At 59.6% G+C, this 17,478-nt stretch carries 14 protein-coding genes, 3 tRNA genes and 3 rRNA genes; 9 read left to right on the forward strand and 11 right to left on the reverse strand.

Going from position 1 to position 17,478, the window contains the following annotated elements; genetic code table 11:
* The first annotated feature begins 213 nt into the window (after positions 1-213).
* The 4 genes from HALLA_RS12850 (at position 214) to yciH (ending at position 4,894) form a co-directional block, all read left to right on the forward strand.
* Complete coding sequence (locus tag HALLA_RS12850; protein ID WP_049953735.1) at positions 214-1,191, forward strand: AAA family ATPase; 978 nt, start codon at positions 214-216, stop codon at positions 1,189-1,191.
* The gene (locus HALLA_RS12855; protein ID WP_049953736.1) at positions 1,188-2,249 is read left to right on the forward strand and encodes a DUF58 domain-containing protein; all 1,062 of its coding nucleotides are present in this window, start codon (positions 1,188-1,190) and stop codon (positions 2,247-2,249) included. Before HALLA_RS12850 ends, HALLA_RS12855 begins: the two co-directional genes overlap by 4 nt.
* Complete coding sequence (locus tag HALLA_RS12860) at positions 2,246-4,531, forward strand: transglutaminaseTgpA domain-containing protein (protein WP_049954120.1); 2,286 nt, start codon at positions 2,246-2,248, stop codon at positions 4,529-4,531. The genes HALLA_RS12855 and HALLA_RS12860 overlap by 4 nt, the downstream gene beginning before the upstream one ends.
* 69 nt (positions 4,532-4,600) lie before the next feature.
* Positions 4,601-4,894, forward strand: a complete 294-nt coding sequence (gene yciH / locus HALLA_RS12865) for a stress response translation initiation inhibitor YciH (RefSeq protein ID WP_049953737.1) — start codon at positions 4,601-4,603, stop codon at positions 4,892-4,894.
* A 151-nt stretch (positions 4,895-5,045) separates the two neighbouring features.
* On the opposite strand, the gene HALLA_RS12870 is transcribed toward yciH, so the two are convergent.
* From HALLA_RS12870 to HALLA_RS12895, 6 genes are all read right to left on the reverse strand, one after another.
* A complete protein-coding gene (locus tag HALLA_RS12870; protein WP_049953738.1) occupies positions 5,046-5,414 on the reverse strand; it encodes a rhodanese-like domain-containing protein in 369 nt (122 codons plus the stop codon).
* Between the two features lie 65 nt (positions 5,415-5,479).
* Positions 5,480-6,082 carry an NUDIX hydrolase gene (locus tag HALLA_RS12875; protein ID WP_049953739.1) on the reverse strand — a complete coding sequence of 201 codons (603 nt, stop codon included), beginning with the start codon at positions 6,080-6,082 and terminating at the stop codon, positions 5,480-5,482.
* 89 nt (positions 6,083-6,171) lie between these two features.
* Positions 6,172-6,582, reverse strand: coding sequence for a DUF5809 family protein (locus HALLA_RS12880; protein WP_049953740.1), 411 nt, complete (start codon positions 6,580-6,582; stop codon positions 6,172-6,174).
* Between the two features lie 24 nt (positions 6,583-6,606).
* The gene (locus HALLA_RS12885) at positions 6,607-7,074 is read right to left on the reverse strand and encodes a DUF5810 domain-containing protein (protein ID WP_049953741.1); all 468 of its coding nucleotides are present in this window, start codon (positions 7,072-7,074) and stop codon (positions 6,607-6,609) included.
* Between the two features lie 125 nt (positions 7,075-7,199).
* Entirely contained in the window at positions 7,200-7,673 is a 474-nt protein-coding gene (gene rimI, locus HALLA_RS12890) for a ribosomal protein S18-alanine N-acetyltransferase (protein WP_049953742.1), read from the reverse strand.
* Positions 7,674-7,817: 144 nt separating this feature from the next.
* The gene (locus tag HALLA_RS12895; RefSeq protein ID WP_049953743.1) at positions 7,818-8,105 is read right to left on the reverse strand and encodes a DUF6360 family protein; all 288 of its coding nucleotides are present in this window, start codon (positions 8,103-8,105) and stop codon (positions 7,818-7,820) included.
* A 315-nt stretch (positions 8,106-8,420) separates the two neighbouring features.
* On the opposite strand from HALLA_RS12895, the gene HALLA_RS21650 reads away from it, so the two are divergent.
* The 3 genes from HALLA_RS21650 to HALLA_RS12905 all read left to right on the forward strand — a co-directional run bounded on the left by HALLA_RS21650 (position 8,421) and on the right by HALLA_RS12905 (position 9,477).
* Entirely contained in the window at positions 8,421-8,552 is a 132-nt protein-coding gene (locus tag HALLA_RS21650) for a hypothetical protein (RefSeq protein WP_277921463.1), read from the forward strand.
* Positions 8,553-8,604: 52 nt separating this feature from the next.
* Positions 8,605-9,336 (forward strand): DUF7119 family protein, encoded by a 732-nt coding sequence (locus HALLA_RS12900; RefSeq protein ID WP_049953744.1) that lies wholly within the window; start codon positions 8,605-8,607, stop codon positions 9,334-9,336.
* A gap of 67 nt (positions 9,337-9,403) precedes the next feature.
* Positions 9,404-9,477, forward strand: a tRNA-Lys gene (locus HALLA_RS12905).
* Positions 9,478-10,530: 1,053 nt separating this feature from the next.
* On the opposite strand, the gene HALLA_RS12910 is transcribed toward HALLA_RS12905, so the two are convergent.
* The 5 genes from HALLA_RS12910 to HALLA_RS12930 form a co-directional block, all read right to left on the reverse strand.
* Positions 10,531-10,606: transfer RNA gene (locus tag HALLA_RS12910), tRNA-Cys, on the reverse strand.
* A 132-nt stretch (positions 10,607-10,738) separates the two neighbouring features.
* A 5S ribosomal RNA gene (rrf, locus tag HALLA_RS12915) occupies positions 10,739-10,860 on the reverse strand.
* Positions 10,861-11,005: 145 nt separating this feature from the next.
* Positions 11,006-13,928: ribosomal RNA gene (locus tag HALLA_RS12920) — 23S ribosomal RNA — on the reverse strand.
* Between the two features lie 210 nt (positions 13,929-14,138).
* Positions 14,139-14,210, reverse strand: a tRNA-Ala gene (locus HALLA_RS12925).
* 146 nt (positions 14,211-14,356) lie between these two features.
* Positions 14,357-15,829 (reverse strand): 16S ribosomal RNA (locus tag HALLA_RS12930).
* Together the 16S, 23S and 5S rRNA genes with 2 tRNA genes alongside form the textbook arrangement of a ribosomal RNA operon.
* A gap of 932 nt (positions 15,830-16,761) precedes the next feature.
* Between HALLA_RS12930 and HALLA_RS12935 the strand changes: the two genes are divergently transcribed.
* Entirely contained in the window at positions 16,762-17,139 is a 378-nt protein-coding gene (locus HALLA_RS12935; protein ID WP_049953745.1) for a winged helix-turn-helix domain-containing protein, read from the forward strand.
* A complete protein-coding gene (locus HALLA_RS12940) occupies positions 17,136-17,432 on the forward strand; it encodes a DUF7521 family protein (RefSeq protein ID WP_049953746.1) in 297 nt (98 codons plus the stop codon). The genes HALLA_RS12935 and HALLA_RS12940 overlap by 4 nt, the downstream gene beginning before the upstream one ends.
* Positions 17,433-17,478: the final 46 nt, after the last annotated feature.

Genomic DNA, 17,478 nt, shown 5'->3' on the forward strand with positions numbered 1-17,478 from the left:
GCGAGATCGGCTCTAATTTTGTCGAGTAGTGGACACCTTCTCGAGGATCAACTATATCCGAACCGGGGTGGATTTAAAGGCTAACGCAACACAGTTGCAGGCGACGAACCATACCGTTCCGTCGACAACCTGCTCGTCACAAAACATATAGTGGAGAACGACAGAGAGCCAACAACTATCTGATCGAGGCTCCCCGCCTACTCCCGCACATTCATGACCAAAACCAACCCGACCGCTCGAACCGAACGCGACCAGCAGTCCCCGAGTCCCCTCCCGGTCGATACCGTCGCCACCCTCTGTACGGAGATTCACGAGAACGTAAGCCGCGTAATCGTCGGTCACGACGAGGTAATTTCCCACGTTATCACGGCGATTCTCGGCCGCGGTCACGTCCTCCTCGAGGACGTTCCCGGCGTCGGGAAGACGATGCTCGCCCGTTCGATTTCGACCTCCATCGACTGTGAGTTCAGTCGCGTCCAGTTCACCCCCGACTTGCTCCCCGCCGACGTGACGGGTGTGAACGTCTTCAATCAGAAACGGCGCGAGTTCGAATTTCGCCCCGGCCCCGTCTTCGCCAACATCGTCCTCGGCGACGAGATCAATCGTGCACCGCCCAAAACGCAGTCGGCGCTGCTCGAGGCCATGGAGGAACGACAGGTCACCGTCGACGGAACGACGCGCCGGCTTCCGAACCCGTTTACCGTCATCGCGACTCAGAACGCCATCGAGCCCGATCGAACCTACGAACTGCCATTCGCGGAGGTCGACCGGTTCATGAAAAAACTCCACCTGGGCTACCCCGACCCCGAGGAGGAATCGGAGCTGCTCGGTCGAACCGTCGGCAACCACCCGATCGAATCGCTCGAGTCCGTCACGGACCTCGAAACGATCGTTCGGGCCCGCGAGACGGCGGCAAACGCGACCCTCGAGAAACCCACACGAGAGTACGCGACGCGGCTGGCAGGCTACACGCGCGAGCACGCCCGCATCGGCGTCAGCCCCCGTGGCACGATCTCGCTGACTCGAGCGGCACAGGCTCACGCGGTCAGTCAAGGACGAGGATACGTCGTTCCGGACGACATCAAACACGTCGCACCGGTCGTCCTGAGCCATCGGATCAAAACCAGGGACCGAGACCGAGACGGCACGACCGTCGTCGAAAACGCACTCGAGACCGTCCCCGTCGAATGAGACCGACGCGTCGCGGTGTCGGTGTCGTCGCAGTGCTCGCCTTCTCGTTCGTCATGGCGTGGCAGTACGGGACTCGATCGCTGACCGCGATCATCTTCCCGCTACTCGTCGTGAGCCTCACAGCGGTCGCGACGGCCTCTCGCACCGACGAACCTGCGATTACGCGAACGCCGGTCGAGGCCGGTTTCATCGGCGAGCAACGGACCGTCGAGATCGGGATCGAACCGGATACCCCCATCTCTGCCACCATCCACGATACCGTCGACACGGACGGTCTCACCGCCGAAGAAACCGGAAACGCCGCGGAGACGACGATAGCCGCGAAGTGTCGATTTCGGTACGACGTTCGGCTCGAATCTCGAGGCGAACACGAGGTTGGGCCGCTCTCGATCGTCGTCACTGACCTGCTGGGGCTGGTGAAACGGCGGTTCGAGGACGAACAGACGACATCGGTACTGGTCTTTCCCCGCATCTACGATCTCACCGGCGGGTCCAAACGCGAGTTGCAGTTGCTCGCAGACGCCGCCGGCCTCAATAGCCGCGAGGAGTTCGACCACCTCCGGGAGTACGTTCGGGGCGACTCGCTGCGGGACGTCCACTGGAAATCGGCGGCGAAACGACCCGACGACGAACTGGTCGTCAAGGAGTTCGTCGCCGACGAGGAACGTGGTTCGGCCTCGATCGCGGCCGAGTGTATCCCCGGACGCGAGGATGCGATGGCCACCGCGGTCGCCAGCGTCGCGACGTACCTCCTCGAGTTCGGCGTCTCAGTCGGGGTGGAACTGCCCGAGGTCCACAGACCGCCCGCGACCGGACGGGAGCACCACCGGGCGATTCTACGATCGCTCGCCGTCGTCGAAGCCGGCGAACTCGACGAGCGAGCGAAAGCCACCGCCGACGTGCTCGTCCACAGCGACGCGAACGGAACCGTCGTTCTCGTCGACGGCCACGAGATTCCGTTCGATCGACTTCGCGGGGGCTCTTCCGGAACGAACTCGAGCGCGGAGAGCGGTCGATGGGCCGCAGAGAGCGCCGAGCCGACGGGGGTGCGTTCATGAGTTCGCAATCGAAGCGCCGAGTCGCGTCGGTCGACCTCGACGGCGCGGTCGGACCGAAGACGTTCCGGATCCTCGCGCTCGGCGGCATCGGCATGCTGACGGCCTCGTACCTTCGAGTCCTCCACCAGGATATCACCTCGGTCGTCGGCGGTTCGGGGACGCTGCTTGCCATCATCGCCGCCTCGATGGTCGCCGCAACCGCGCTCGCGTACACGATCCGCCCGCGAACCGCCGTGATCGCGACACTGGTCGCTGCGGTCTGTGGGTTCGCGTACTACCTGAGTGCAGCCGGCATCAACCTCGGGATCGCGATCGGGGCGTGGGACTCGCTTCTCTCGGACGCGCTCACCCTCGCGACGGGCCTGTCGATACTCAGGATGGTCGAGGCCGGAACCTGGGCGTTCGGATTCGCGCCCGGCCCGGTCTTTCTCTCGTGGTACCTCGCGATGCGAAAGCGGTACGTCTTGAGCGTCGTTCCCGGCGGATTCGCCCTGCTGTTTCTGGTGCTAACCGGGAACGCAGGGATCGCCGTTACCCTGTTCGGAACGCTCGGCGGGATAACGGCCGTCGCGTTCGGCGAGCTCGCTCGACGCGACGGGTCGATCGCCCAGGCGGACGTCCTCGCCATCGCCTTCGCGCTCATGATCGCCCTCTCGTTGTCGGTCACGGTCGTCCCGGGCGGACAGAACAGCGGCCCGATCTTTCGCGATAGCGGCGGGCCAACCACCCTCGAGGGAACGATCGACGCCTCGCCGAGCCAGTCGGAGATCGGCGGGCCGGTCGATCTCTCTCCCGAGGTCAGGTTCACGGCGACCGCAGAGGAGCCGGCCTACTGGCGAACCGGCGTCTACGATCGCTTCACCGGAGACGGGTGGGTTCGAACCGGGGAGATGTCCACGTACGACGGCCGCCTCGAATCACCGCCGGGCGAGTACGAGACGGTCGAACAGGAGATCGACCTCGAGACGGCGATACAGACGATGCCGACGGCGGCCCAGCCGTTGACGGTCGAAAGTAGCAGTATTTCCGTCGCCGAGGTCTCGGATCACGGCCAGCTCCATCCCGCCGAAACGCTGCTCGCGCAGGACTCGTACACGGTCGAGAGTGCGGTCGTCGACCCCGGGCCGAACGAACTTCGGGCGGCCGGGACGAACTACCCGAGCGAGATCCGCGACAGCGAATACCGTCAGCTGCCCGAAGGCACGTCCGACGAGTTCGAGGCGGAAACGGCGGCGATCGTCGAGGATGCAGACTCCCCCTACGAGAAGGCGAGCGCGATCGAATCGCACCTCCGATCCAGCAAGGGCTACTCGCTCGACGTCGAGAAACCGTCGGGAAACGTCGCAGAGAACTTCCTCCTCGAGATGGACGAGGGCTACTGCGTCTACTTCGCGACGGCGATGACACAGATGCTCCGAGCGGAAGACGTACCCGCCAGATACGTGGCCGGCTACGCGACGGGCCAGCAGGTCGACGACAACGAATGGGTCGTCCGAGGGCTCGACTCCCACGCCTGGGTCGAGGTCTACTTCCCCGGTCACGGTTGGGTCGAGTTCGATCCGACGCCGCCGAGCGACCGGCAGGGAGCCAACAACGACGCCCTGCAAGACGCACGCGAACAGGGCCAAAGCGGGATCGACACCGACCAGAGCGAAGACGTGCCGATCGAAGACGAGCAAGCGGGCGAAGATACGGATCCAAACACAGAGAACGAGTCCGAAGACCCGAACGAAAACGAGTCGGAGGCCAACGAATCCAACGAGGGGAACGAGTCGAACGGGAATCAAAGCGCCCCGGGCCCCGAAAATGTCGACGGAGTGGACACTACTACCGGACCAGAAGACGAAGGAGGAATCCTCTCCTCGCTCTCGTTCGAAAACGTCGTAATCGGCCTCTCAGCGCTGGTCGCGCTGGTCGCGGGCGCCCACCGGAGCGGCGTCGGCTCACACGTGAGTCGGACGGCCCACCTCTACTGGCACGGCTCCCGAGAAACGCCGACCGACGATGCCGTGCGCGCGTATCGACGACTCGAGATTCTCCTCGAGCGAGCGTACCGGCCGCGACGAGACAGCGAATCGACGCGTGAATACCTCGCTGCGCTCGCTTCGACGAACGAGTTGGATCCACGAGTGCAGCGGGTTGGCCAGGCCTACGAGTTGGCGACCTACAGTGGAGAGATCAGCCGTGAACGGGCCGACGAGGCGATCGAACTCGTCGACGAACTGGCGCGCGAACGGGTGCCTGTGATCGGCGATTCGGACAAGACGGGGGCCGATCACTGAAAAAGAACCACACGAGGGAGGGAAGGTCCCGATAGTGTTTAATATGCCGCTTTCGTACGAATGAACGTAATGTCGGAAGTCTGCTCGACGTGCGGGCTGCCTGAAGAGCTTTGCGTCTGCGAGGACGTCGCCAAAGGTCAGCAGCAACTCACCATCCGCATTGACGAGCGCAGATACGGTAAGGAGGTAACGATCATCCAAGGATTCGACCCGAAAGACGTCGACCTCGACAGTCTGTCGTCGGATCTCAAATCGAAATTCGCCTGTGGCGGTACAGTCGAAGACAGCCAGATTGAACTACAAGGAAATCACTCCGGGCGGATCGAAGATTTCCTTCGGGATCGCGGCTTCAACGTCGCATAGGATGATCTGATACGACTCCCAACGCGCGGCGAGCCCGTATCGCTTCGCTACCGATCCATTTTCTCCGAGGAATCCGACGCCGACAGCGACCGTACTCACCAGCGGACGTACCACCGCGGAGACGGCGATTAGACAGCCGCGTTCGTCCGCGTCAAAACGGCGATTCGGTGCTCGCAGTCGAGTCCTCGCTCGAGGACGACTCCGAAACGAGCCCATACTTCAGACCGTACTCCTCGAGACCGCCTTTCATGCTCTCGACCGTCGCGTCGGCGCTCCCCTCGTAGGAGCCGATGAGGTTTGCGGCCTGGACGCTCGCTTTCCCGTGCGGGCAGACCGTCACGACGCGTTCGGCGTCCTCAAACTCCTCGATTCGACTCGAAAGTTCGTGGAACGGGACGTTTTCACTGCCGGGAATGTGGCTGTGTTCGAAACTTCGCTCGTCGCGGATGTCGACGATCCGGACGTCGGCATCGGCCTCGACGAGTTCCTGTACCGCATCAGTGGAGATTTCGCCGTCCATCGATCAGGTGTTATCACTCGGACCGAATAAGATCACGGGTCGAACGAAACGAAGCGACAGCACACCTACAGCAGTCCGTCCTCTCGAGCCAACAACAGCGCGCTGATCGTCGAGTCGTTTGCCGGTTGCTCACGAGCGCGCTCGAGCGCCGCGTCGACTGGAAGCGACGTCACCTCGAGGAACTCGTTGGTATCGAGTGCCCGCTCGCCGGGAACGAGGCCGTCTGCGTAGACGACGGCCCGATCGTGGTTCAACACGCCCGTCGCGACGGCGTACTCCTGTAAGAGCACGGTCGTCGAGGGCACGAATCCCGTCTCCTCCTCGAGTTCTCGCGTCGCGGCTTCCGTGTAGGATTCGCCGTCTTCGACGATTCCCGCGGGCAACTCGAGGTGGCGTTCGCGGATCGCCGGTCGGTACTGTTCGACGAACAGCAGGCGGTCGCCTTCGGTGTCGGACCCGCTCGATCCGACCGCGGTCCCGTCGACCTTCGCGACGATGACGACAGCCGGCGGCAACTCCGCCCAGTAGTAGCGTTTCTCGCTCCCGTCGGGCTGTTCGACCAGATCGTACCCGCCGTCGTACCAGCCCGTCTCGTACTCGGTCTCGCGCTCTATGACGTCCCACTTCGCTGGGACGCTCGGGTGGCGCGACTCGTCTGGGTCGCTCATCGAACCCGAGTGGGCACTCGAGTCGGTAATAGGTGCCGTTTCCGACGCGTCTCTGAGAGGCGATCAACACAAGACGGTTGCTGGCGACCCTACAACAGATCGCGATACAGACGGCCGAACGCCTGTCGGCGAAGCGTCGAAACCGCCGCGTCCTCTTCGTTCTGGAAGGTTGCAGCGACGCCTTCGCCGTCGGGCCCGGCGTGCCAGGCGACGTAGTCGACGGACTCGTGGCCCGTCTCCGTCACCTCGCCCTCGTAGTCCTCGAGCCACTCCGCGTACTCCGCGCGCGTGCCGACGTGAACCGAGAGCATGCTCGCGAAGAGAGCGTCTCGAGCCGTCTCGACGACCTCGCTCGAAACCCGTTCGCGATACTCCTCCCGGTCGAACTCCATTGCTCTGGCGACCTCGCGGACGACAGTCTGTGCCGCAGGCCCGACGTTCTCGTAGTGTTCGCGCGCCGCAGCGATCGAGTCGGGGGAAAACGAACCCGTCGTATGCATAGGGAGACAGATGAACGCAGACGGTTACAGGGTTTCGTTGTCCGATTCCGTAGACGACTCCTCGGCCGATTTTCCCGTCGCCTCGGTCTCGTCTGTCGTTGTCTCATCCATCGCCTCGCCATCGGTTGACTCCGTGGATTCGTACAGCTGTTGTGTCAGTTCACGAGCCTCCTCGAGTGCACCCTGAGCCTCCGGGCTCGGATCCTGAGTCATCGACCCACGGCCGGGCCCACGCGATTGGGCGGCCAGTTCAGCCTCGAGCGACGGCGACCGACCGGTCCCCTGTTCGAACTCGGGTGTCTCGACTTCTCGTGCGTGTTCGGTGACGATCTCGGCGAGTTGCTCCGGGCTGCGTTCGTTCCAATCGGGTGCGTGACGCTCGAGCCACTCGAGGTGATTTTCCCGCCCGAGCGACGCAGTCACCGCAAAGTGATTCGCGAGGTGAACGCCGTCGGCTTCCTCCGTCGAACAGACTGGACAGGCGTATCCCATAGCCGTCCGTACGCCAGCCAGCGGTAAAATCGCCACGTCTCGACGATACCAGAACGACCAGAGCAGTCAGTCGATCCGCGACGGCTACACCAGGTCTCAGGCGAGCACAAACGGGTCGCCCGCCGTCACTCGAGGTCGTAGATCATCACGATAGCATCCTCGTCGTTGTCGTAGTAGTCCGGAACGCGCCGCAGCGGATCGAATCCGAACGAGCGGTACAGCCGCCTCGCATCGTTGTTTGACGGGCGCACCTCGAGTTTTATCGAGTCCGCGTCGTACGCGCTGAGTACCGACAGCGCTCGCGTGAGCAACGCCGAGCCGATACCCGCTTCCCGATAGTCCGGGTGAACGGCGATATCCTTGACGTGTCCCAGATTACGGCCGTAGTTCGGCGTCACGTCGGACACGACGTACCCCACGATAGATCGATTATCGATGGCGACCAGAAATCCCGGTTCGCCGAGAAACGTCTCGAACGCATTGTGGGGCCACGGTTGGGAAAACGACGCGTTCTCGATCCGAACGACCGCGAGCAAGTCCGCCCGTTGAGCCTGTCGGATCGAGAGGCTGTCTCCCCCCTCTGGAACAGGGGCCGTCATGGACGTGAGTATCACATCGAACCATAAAAACGAACCGTCGAGCGACCGACGCTTCCAGCACCGCCGGAATCCCTTCGAATACGTTCGTTTCAATCAACACCAGTGCGGTTAGCGAGCGATCACCGCCAATTCAACCTGGTCCCTCTAGTTATCGGCAGATCCATCCTCGACGCGCTGTGCATATTCCTCGAGTTCTCCCGCCAGTTCTCGAGCCTGCTCGGGACCTAACTGCAGTTCGACCGTATGTGCTGGAAAGTATTCCTCCGCTCGATTATCCAGTTCGACCTGCAACTGAACGTCGTCGGGATCCTCGCGATCAGCGGTCGCGTTTACGACGGCTACCGACTCGAACTCGAACTCGTACCCAGTTGCGATCGCGTCGACGTAATCCAACGTGGTGTGTGCAGTGACCGACAGCAAACGGTTCGCCATAGGTCGCGTATGACCACGAATCCACTTAGCCGCCGCGGCTTCGAACGAGCCTCGAGCACGCCGCGAAAATTTGGTGACGGTCGCTCCAGTCAAAATCGCAGGACTCGAGTCGCTTTGGTGGGAAAGATAGAAACCGAGATAGCGGCTATCCTTTCCGCCACGAGCGAGTACGGGTATCGCTTGCACCCGAAGTCGAACTTATGGGCGTGTCGCTCATATGGGTGGACATGAGCTACAATTCGCGAACCAAACTCGGCAGACGACAGCACGTTTCGGCCGACCTCGCGACGGAATTTCGCCGAACGGAGGGGTACCATGACTAAGACCGAATGCGCGACGGAGCCGACAGAAGACGACGACCGCGACGATAGCCATCTCGACGATGTCGAGGTCGGTGCTGGCTGTACAGAAATCTGGGAGCACCTCGCTGAAAAGCGCGACGAGTGAGAGAGACGGCGGAACAGGAACTTTTTGACGATCTGTCTCCTATCATGTTGTCATGAGCGATAATCGGCGTGGCGATCAACCATACGAAGACACTGACCGGTCCGTTCCAACGGACCGCAAATCGCCCGTTGGAGCACCTGTCATTCGAGGCGACGAATCTGTCGCCGGCAACCGCGCCGAAAAAGCCGTCCAATTCGACCCTGACGACCCAGATAGTCTGGCCGAGGCTGCCGAAACGGTCAGACAGTTCGCAGCCGGAAACACGACGGGCGATCACCTCTATATGCTTCGCGGAGCCGCTGCATGTGCCGCACTCGTCCGTGGTGAAGGCTCGTACAAAGCCGCTGCAGAGCGCGCTCGTGATGGGCTCGAAGAGATACAGCAACCCGACGAGGACGAACCCGAAGCCGCGACCGTTTCGTTCATTCGAAAGTGGGCCCGCGTACACGACCTTCCCCGATCAGTACGACGGCAAGTCGCGCTCGGCCAGATCGCACCGACCGCGGCCAAACACATCGCACGCGTTTCCGGCGAATCTCGCCTCCTCCTTGCCTGGGCCACACTCGACGGCGACCTCACCGTTCGACAGGTCCGAAGCGTGGCGAGTACGATCAACGATGGCACACCCATCAACCAGGCGCTCGCGGAGTACGACGTCCAGTTAGGAACCCTCGAGTTGACACTCCCGCCGGTTATCTACCGCGATCTACGCCAACAGGCATCCCTCGAAGGCAGACGCGCTGGCGAGATCGTCGCGGACGCACTCGAAGAGCAGTTAGATTGACTCTGGGCGATTCCCTCCGTCGGAGAAAGAAACGTTTAACCACTGCTCGCCGATACTACCAAACACGGGGCCGGTAGCTCAGTTTGGCAGAGCGTCTGGCTTTTAACCAGACGGTCGCGTGTTCAAATCGCGCCCGGCCCGTATTCTCGCCACGAGCAAACCTGCGAGCGACAGGTACTGGACCCAACTCGATTTGAATGTAGGGAGGTCGCGCGCAGCGAAGTCGTTCGGAAGACGCGAAGCGTCGTCCGTGACTGAGCGAATCGAAGCTAAGCGGGATGGATATTCCGTCAGAATTCGCAATGTCCGCAAACGCGAAGCGTTCGCTTGATGACGAGAGAGTGGAACTCTCTCGAACCACGAGCACGTCCGACCGTATGTTCAAATCCGCCCGACCCGCTTTCTCCGAGTACTACACAAGGAGCAAAGCGTAACATGATTCGAACGCAGGGAAGTCACACACCCCAGAGAAAAACGACCCATGGCCATCTCGGAGACCAACCGCAGCCATCGGGTGATCTCCCCGTCAGCGAATACCTCGAGAACCCAACGAGCTCGCAGCCACACATGTCGCGGTGTTGTGACTGTTCTCGTCGCATGCCGTCGTCTCACCTGTAGAACAAACGGCTTCGTTTGGTTGTGCTTCGTCCACTGCTCGCTCGAAAGGTCTACGTTTCCACCGTTCGACACTGTTTAACAACATTCCTACCTATTCAGCAATCTGGAGTGGCGCAACATCGGGTAATATGTTTTTACCGATGTCTGATTTAGGAGAAAGAACGTATAATACGTTTTTACCGACTGCACTCCACCAGCGAGCAACACCTGCATCGTTTCGATGCGCTAAGCAGGGGTACACTGACCTATTCAAGGAGTATTATGTAAGCAGCGTTAGGATGGTCCGCGCCACATCGCTGTAGACGATCGGTCTCGACATCCAGTTGTTGCAGGGCTGGTCGCGCATACGATGTCGGGTGTCTCGTTCTCGAGGTTCAACTGCTCACACTGTACTGAACAGTTCCGATAGAGCCGAATCGGAATACGATCGACTTTCAAGCGACAGCACACCACGTTAGCTGTCACTATCGCGTGTATGATTCAGAACACTCTCTGAAGTTATGAAAACGTGTAGTCTCAGGTGTATAATTCACCTGAATGCCTTCAACCTAGGTAGGTTGTGAAGGGGTTGACGTAAGCCAAGGGCCGGATTTGAACCGGCGGTGGGCGGCTCTGCAGGCCGCTGCGTTCGGCCGGACTCTGCCACCTTGGCGCAGATAAGCGTAGACGAGTTGCGCGCATAACGGTTACGGTCGGCGACCACACTACACCCCACTCACAAACCCATAAGAAAGACGAAAACCCCCCACCCAGCGGGCGCTGGATGAGGGGTATAAGGTATGAAAAGGGGCGGCGAATCGGATTTCCCAGAGGGTCTCCCACTCCAGTACTGACCGAAACGCAGGCGGGCTTATCTTCCGTGTTCGGGATGGGTACGGGAGGAACCCCGCCGCTATGGCCGCCTTAATGCCGATTAACGGAATCGAACCGTCCACACACGCTCGCGTGAGCGTGTGACGCCAGTCTCGGTTGCGGTGCCGAACCGTGTGTACGTGTAGTCCAGTTCACGCCTGGACCCGTTTCCGGGTCCGTACATGATCCAAATGCGTATGAATGGTGGCTCGATCGGTTAGTGCTCGCGGGCTCAACACCTCGTTGCCTTGGTGCGTACACCCCGAGTCTATCGAACTCGTCTTCTACGAGTGATCTCAGATGGTATCTCTTTTTCAAGTGGGTTTCGAGCTTAGATGCGTTCAGCTCTTACCCCGTGGTGCGTGGCTGCCCAGCACGTGCTCTCTCGAACAACTGGTACACCAGTGGCACCCATTCGTAGTTCCTCTCGTACTATACGAACGTTCTCGTCAGATACCGTAACACCCCCAATAGATAGCAGCCGACCTGTCTCACGACGGTCTAAACCCAGCTCACGACCTCCTTTAATAGGCGAACAACCTCACCCTTGCCCGCTTCTGCACGGGCAGGATGGAGGGAACCGACATCGAGGTAGCAAGCCACCCGGTCGATATGTGCTCTTGCGGGTGACGACTCTGTTATCCCTAAGGTAGCTTTTCTGTCAGCAATTGCCCGCATTAAGCAGGCTAATTGGTTCGCTAGACCACGCTTTCGCGTCAGCGTCGATTGTTGTGCTCGACACTGTCAGGCTTCCTTATGCTCTTGCACTCTTACTCGGGTCTCCGACCCGAGTGAGGAAACCTTGGGGCGCGCTCGATATCTTTTCAAGCGCGTACCGCCCCAGTCAAACTGCCCGGCTACCGGTGTCCTCCGCCAGGAGTGAGAGTCGCAGTCACCATCGGGTAGTATTTCAATGATGCCTCGGTGGCCCGCTAGCGCGGGTACCTGTGTAACGGCTCCTACCTATGCTGCACAATGGCGACCACGTCTCAGCGACAGCCTGCAGTAAAGCTCTATAGGGTCTTCGCTTCCCCTTGGGGGTCTCCAGACTCCGCACTGGAATGTACAGTTCACCGGGCCCAACGTTGGGACAGTGGCGCTCTCGTTGATCCATTCATGCAAGCCGCTACTAAAGCGGCAAGGTACTACGCTACCTTAAGAGGGTCATAGTTACCCCCGCCGTTAACGGGTCCTTCGTCTCATTGTACTGAGTGTTCAGATACCCGCACTGGGCAGGATTCAGTGACCGTACGAGTCCTTGCGGATTTGCGGTCACCTATGTTGTTACTAGACAGTCGGAGCGCCCGAGTCACTGCGACCTGCCTCTCTCCGAGGCAGGCATCCCTTATTGCGAACGTACGGGACTAACTTGCCGAATTCCCTAACGTCGGTTGATCCCGACAGACCTTGGCTTTCGCCGCCACGAGTACCTGTGTCGGATCTCGGTACGGACAGTGTGATCGTCTTTTCACGGGCTCCAGATTGACCCAGCTTGCGGCATCCCACCATTCTTCCGCTTCGTGCCATTACGGCTTCCACGAAGTTCGATGGTTACACCGGGCGAATGCCCGGCCTGGGCGGCTCCAAAGCGTCGACTTTTAATTCACACTGGCATAGGAATATTAACCTATTTCCCTTTTGTCTCATTCGAACTGCGGTGAGACTTAGGACCGGCTAACCCTCAGCTGATCAGCATTGCTGAGGAACCCTTACTCGTTCGGCCGTCGGGGTTCTCACCCGACTAACGCTGCTACTATGACCAGAATTTTCGTTACTGCACGGTCCACACGAGATCTCTCCCATGCTTCCACCCGAACAGTATGCCAACCTACGGAATCACACCTGTAAGGTGTGTCGCTCGGTCTCGGTGGTGGACTTGAGCCCCGATCATTTTCAGCGCGCCGAACCTCGGCCGGTAAGCTGTTACGCTTTTCTTAGAGGGTAGCTGCTTCTAAGCTCACCTCCCGGCTGTCTAGGGCTCGGCACCACTTTCGATCGCACTTAGTCCACACTTGGGGACCTTAACCCAGCTCTGGGTTGTCTCCCTTACGGTACACAGGCTTACCCCGCGCACCGGTCTCCTCACGTCAACAGCGTTCGTAGGTTCGGAGTTGGACAGGGAGGCGAACTCCTCTCGGAGGCCGGTCTCCCAATCCGTCGCTCTACCCCACGAACTACCTCGGTGAAGGTCATGCTTCGACATGTTTCGGTTGGAACCAGCTGTTTCCGAACTCGATGGGCCTTTCACCCCTACACATAAGTCACGAGAGGGTATTGTAGGACACCAACTCTAACGGGCCTCCACGTGCCTTTCGGCACGCTTCGCCCTGCTCATGCGTAGATCGTCCGGTTTCGGGTCGTGTCCGGTCGACTCCCCGCGCTTGAACACGGTGACCCTGGTGCAAAGCACTGCGGTCATATCGGTTTCCCTATGCCTTCCCTGATAAGCAGGTTAGACTCGTCGAACAGACACACTCTCTGGTTCGTTTTTCAAAACGTACGACAGAACACCGGCTTCCAACACAGCTTACTACAGGTTCGCACCTGATTCATTATGTGTCGGACCTTTCGTGCCCTGTCGTTCTATCGCCAACTGATTTCACGCCCTATTACACCTCCCTTCTTGGGGTGCTTTTCAGCGTTCGCTCACGCTACTTGTTCGCTATCGGTCTCAAGGAGTATTGAGTCTTTGCGGTCAATGCCCGCAACATTCACGAGGAATATCCAATCCCCGCTACTCTGGAGCTGACGCACATCATACTGATCTACAGTACGGGACTGTCACCCTGTTTCGTACTCCGTTCCAGGAGATTTCTTGTAGATGGTCTGATGCTGATTGTCAGTCCGAACACCACATTGCCCGTGAAGGCTTCGGTTTGGACTGTGTCGGGTTCACTCGCCGTTACTAACGACATCGCGAGTTGCTTTCTTTTCCTGTCGATACTAAGATGTTTCAATTCTCGACGTTCCCCATTGCGCGAAGCAATTGCGGTGGGGATTCCCATTCGGAAATCCTGCGTTCTTCCCCTCCGTGCGGGTCCCGCAGGCTTATCGCAGCTTGGCACGTCCTTCTTCAGCTCTTGAGCCGAGCGATCCACCAGCTGGCACAGTAGCCACGTTCTTTCGGATCAGTAGTGACCCGGGAACGGGTCCAGTGGACGCCTGGACTACACGTACACACGGTCTCATCTGCACGCCCGTAGACAGCGGGCCTGCATTAACCCTTCCCACCCACGCTTGCGCGGGGTGGTGCATCGGTTTGTGCTTCGGATTAGATCAAAGCGCCGTCTCCCACTTAAGGGGCACGATTCGCTTCGACCTAACCCGAGTCATGGACCCACAGGGATTCGAACCCTGGGCATCCTCCTTGCAAAGGAGGCACTCTACCACTGAGCTATGGGCCCACCCCGATCTCGTCAACGACGCGATCGGGGATCAAACGGAGTGTTAGCTTTGACAGTTCTAAGGTGCTCGCTCGGCCGAACGCTGGTCCGAACTGTGGACGCACGACTACTGCTGTGGGCCGGGGCGTCGCCCCGGTCCCGGTCTGTGGAGGTGATCCAGCCGCAGATTCCCCTACGGCTACCTTGTTACGACTTAAGCCCCCTTGCGAAGCCCAGATTCGACCGGCGAATGCCGGCCTCATCCGGACCTCACTCGGGTGCTTTGACGGGCGGTGTGTGCAAGGAGCAGGGACGTATTCACCGCGCCCTTCTGAGGCGCGATTACTACCGAATCCAGCTTCATGCGGGCGAGTTTCAGCCCGCAATCCGAACTACGATCGAGTTTCGGAGATTAGCGTCGCCTCTCGGCGTAGCATCCCACTGTCTCGACCATTGTAGCCCGCGTGTAGCCCAGCACATTCGGGGCATACTGACCTACCGTTGCCCGTTCCTTCCTCCAGTTTGGCACTGGCAGTCCTCTTAATGTACCCAACCACCTCAAGGGTGTTGCTGGCAATTAAGGGTGCGGGTCTCGCTCGTTGCCTGACTTAACAGGACGCCTCACGGTACGAGCTGACGGCGGCCATGCACCTCCTCTCAGTGGCTCCAGTAAGCTCATCACACTGACTTTCACTGCACACTGTCGATGCTGGTGAGATGTCCGGCGTTGAGTCCAATTAAACCGCAGGCTCCTCCGGTTGTAGTGCTCCCCCGCCAATTCCTTTAAGTTTCATCCTTGCAGACGTACTTCCCAGGCGGTCTGCTTCACGGCTTCCCTACGGCACAACACAGGCTCGTAGCCTGTGTCACACCTAGCAGACATCGTTTACAGCTCGGACTACCCGGGTATCTAATCCGGTTCGTGACCCGAGCTTTCGTCCCTCACCGTCGGATCCGTCTTTCCAGAGCGCTTTCGCCACCGGTGGTCCGTCTCGGATTACGGGATTTCACTCCTACCCCAGACGTACCCTCTGGATCTTCCGGTCCCAAGCCACACAGTTTCCACCGGACGCCTCTCCGTTGAGCGGAGAGATTTCCCGATGGACTTGCGTGGCCAGCTACGGACGCTTTAGGCCCAATAATAGCGGTCATCACTCGTGCTGCCGGTATTACCGCGGCGGCTGGCACCGGTCTTGCCCAGCACTTATTCGCCGACCATCCTACGGTCGGAAAAAGCGAGGACTATATGCCCTCGCACTTGGAGTCCCCTTATCGCACTCGCGTGCAGTGTAAAGGTTTCGCGCCTGCTGCGCCCCGTAGGGCCCGGTATCTTGTCTCAGATACCGTCTCCGGGCTCTTGCTCTCACAACCCGTACCGATTATTGGCACGGTGGGCCGTTACCCCACCGTCTACCTAATCGGCCGCAGCCACATCCTATCGCGCCTGAGCATTTCTGACTCGCGCCACTCCAGGCACCAAGTCGTATGCACTATTAGCCTCAGTTTCCCGAGAGTATCGTGCTCGATAGGGTAGTTTGGCCACGTGTTACTGAGCTATCTGCTACGAGTCTCAACTCGTACAACTAGCATGGCTAAATCGGACTCCAATAGCAATGACCTCCGGCAGGATCAACCGGAATGCTAAATCCCCTGTAAAACAGGGGGGTTTGGCGGTGAATGTTAAAACACACTCACACATTGCGTGGTCCACAGTTCGACGACCTCATCGCCGACCGATCGAGCGTCACCGAACTGTCAAAGCTAACATCAGATCCCATCTTAACGGCGGACCGCAGGGGTAGGATCCTCATTTCCTTCGGACTCAATCATACGCCCTCAAGGGTACAAAACCCCTTCGGACCATGACCGTCCAACCCGGCAAGCCGACCATATCAGCCCACCGGCCACGTGTTCGCTACGTTCACATCCGAACCGACCTATCCTAATAAGGCCGTCGGATTACACCCACGCCGAAAACCACATCCCGGCGCCGGTATCCACGTACCCAATCGAAGACCATCGCCCCATATAAGGCCATCGTCTTCACCCCGACCAAGACCATCCCGGTCGAGAACAGGTACGCACGTGAACGAACTACCCTCCGTGCTGGAACACAGCCAGAGGGGACGCGACATCCCGCGTCACGTCGATTGCATTCAATCCGAAGAGACATCCACATAAAAGACCGTCGAACCAACCCCGCCCCGCAACCCGCTACCATGCCACGGTTTTCCACCCATCGATTACTCCGCTGACAGTAATAAATAGGACCGATGCCGAAACGGAGCATCCGCTCGAGAAAGAGATACAACGATATCGCGCGGGCGGAGGTCGGTCGCTCATTCCGTCCTTGCAGACACGGTCTGACCGGATGATACCCGCGCGAGTTGGTATTCGAGTCTGCACGCAAGAACTCTTTCTTTCGCATGTCGTGCATACCACGAAGATGGACGCATCGTGTATGGTTCTCGGCGAAGCGAAAGCGAATATGTTCGCGCGTGAGCGGCCAGAAGACGTAAATGGGGATCAGCATCGATGCGAATAAACCGTGGGGGTGGCTAGGGAAAAGCGAATGGTCCGGGACCCGACCGCTTCGGAGTCGATGCCCTCGGCCGAAGAGATCTGCGCTGCGCTCGACGACCCCGACTGTCGGGAGATTATCCGGAGTCTCGAGGAACCGCTGACGGCGTCCGAGCTCACGAATCGGTGTGAGATTCCACAATCGACGCTGTACCGGAAACTCGAGTTACTCACCGATGCAACGTTGCTCGAGGAGTCGACCGAGATTCGACGCGATGGCCACCACGCGAGCAAGTACTCGGTCGCGTTCGAGGAGATTACCCTCGTTCTCGAGGACGACCGTTCGCTTGCAGTCCGGATCGAACGGCCGGCCCGGACGGCAGACGAGCGGCTCGCAGAACTGTGGTCGGAGGTGCGAAAGGAAACATGAGCACGGAACTTATCGAACCGACCACCGCCGCGATGGCGTTGATGGTCGTTAAAACGTTATTACTCGTTGTTGGGAGCATAATCACGTACTTCGCGTTCAAGGCGTATCGGAGAACGCGTCAACCTGCACTCGGATATCTCACGTCCGGGTTCGCGATCGTAACGCTTGGGTTCGTCCTCGCGGGGATGGTCCACGAAGTGTTTAACGTGGACCTGACGCTCGGAATCCTCGTCGAGAGCCTCCTGGTGTTGCTCGGGTTCTCGATCATCGCGTACTCGCTGTACGTCCAGTAGCCGACACGAAGACGAGAATCGCCCCTCGTATCCGTTTTTGTGGTGA

The organism is Halostagnicola larsenii XH-48 (assembly GCF_000517625.1).
Taxonomy (GTDB): domain Archaea; phylum Halobacteriota; class Halobacteria; order Halobacteriales; family Natrialbaceae; genus Halostagnicola; species Halostagnicola larsenii.

Coding starts and splice junctions, on each gene's coding strand:
- HALLA_RS12860 (WP_049954120.1), top strand. CDS start 2,246: ATGAGTTCGCAATCGAAGCGCCGAGTCGCGTCGGTCGACCTCGACGGC.
- yciH (WP_049953737.1), top strand. CDS start 4,601: ATGTCGGAAGTCTGCTCGACGTGCGGGCTGCCTGAAGAGCTTTGCGTC.
- HALLA_RS12850 (WP_049953735.1), top strand. CDS start 214: ATGACCAAAACCAACCCGACCGCTCGAACCGAACGCGACCAGCAGTCC.
- HALLA_RS12940 (WP_049953746.1), top strand. CDS start 17,136: ATGAGCACGGAACTTATCGAACCGACCACCGCCGCGATGGCGTTGATG.
- HALLA_RS12870 (WP_049953738.1), bottom strand. CDS start 5,414: ATGGACGGCGAAATCTCCACTGATGCGGTACAGGAACTCGTCGAGGCC.
- HALLA_RS12855 (WP_049953736.1), top strand. CDS start 1,188: ATGAGACCGACGCGTCGCGGTGTCGGTGTCGTCGCAGTGCTCGCCTTC.
- HALLA_RS12885 (WP_049953741.1), bottom strand. CDS start 7,074: ATGGGATACGCCTGTCCAGTCTGTTCGACGGAGGAAGCCGACGGCGTT.
- HALLA_RS12875 (WP_049953739.1), bottom strand. CDS start 6,082: ATGAGCGACCCAGACGAGTCGCGCCACCCGAGCGTCCCAGCGAAGTGG.
- HALLA_RS12935 (WP_049953745.1), top strand. CDS start 16,762: ATGGTCCGGGACCCGACCGCTTCGGAGTCGATGCCCTCGGCCGAAGAG.
- HALLA_RS21650 (WP_277921463.1), top strand. CDS start 8,421: ATGACTAAGACCGAATGCGCGACGGAGCCGACAGAAGACGACGACCGC.
- HALLA_RS12880 (WP_049953740.1), bottom strand. CDS start 6,582: ATGCATACGACGGGTTCGTTTTCCCCCGACTCGATCGCTGCGGCGCGC.
- rimI (WP_049953742.1), bottom strand. CDS start 7,673: ATGACGGCCCCTGTTCCAGAGGGGGGAGACAGCCTCTCGATCCGACAG.
- HALLA_RS12900 (WP_049953744.1), top strand. CDS start 8,605: ATGAGCGATAATCGGCGTGGCGATCAACCATACGAAGACACTGACCGG.
- HALLA_RS12895 (WP_049953743.1), bottom strand. CDS start 8,105: ATGGCGAACCGTTTGCTGTCGGTCACTGCACACACCACGTTGGATTAC.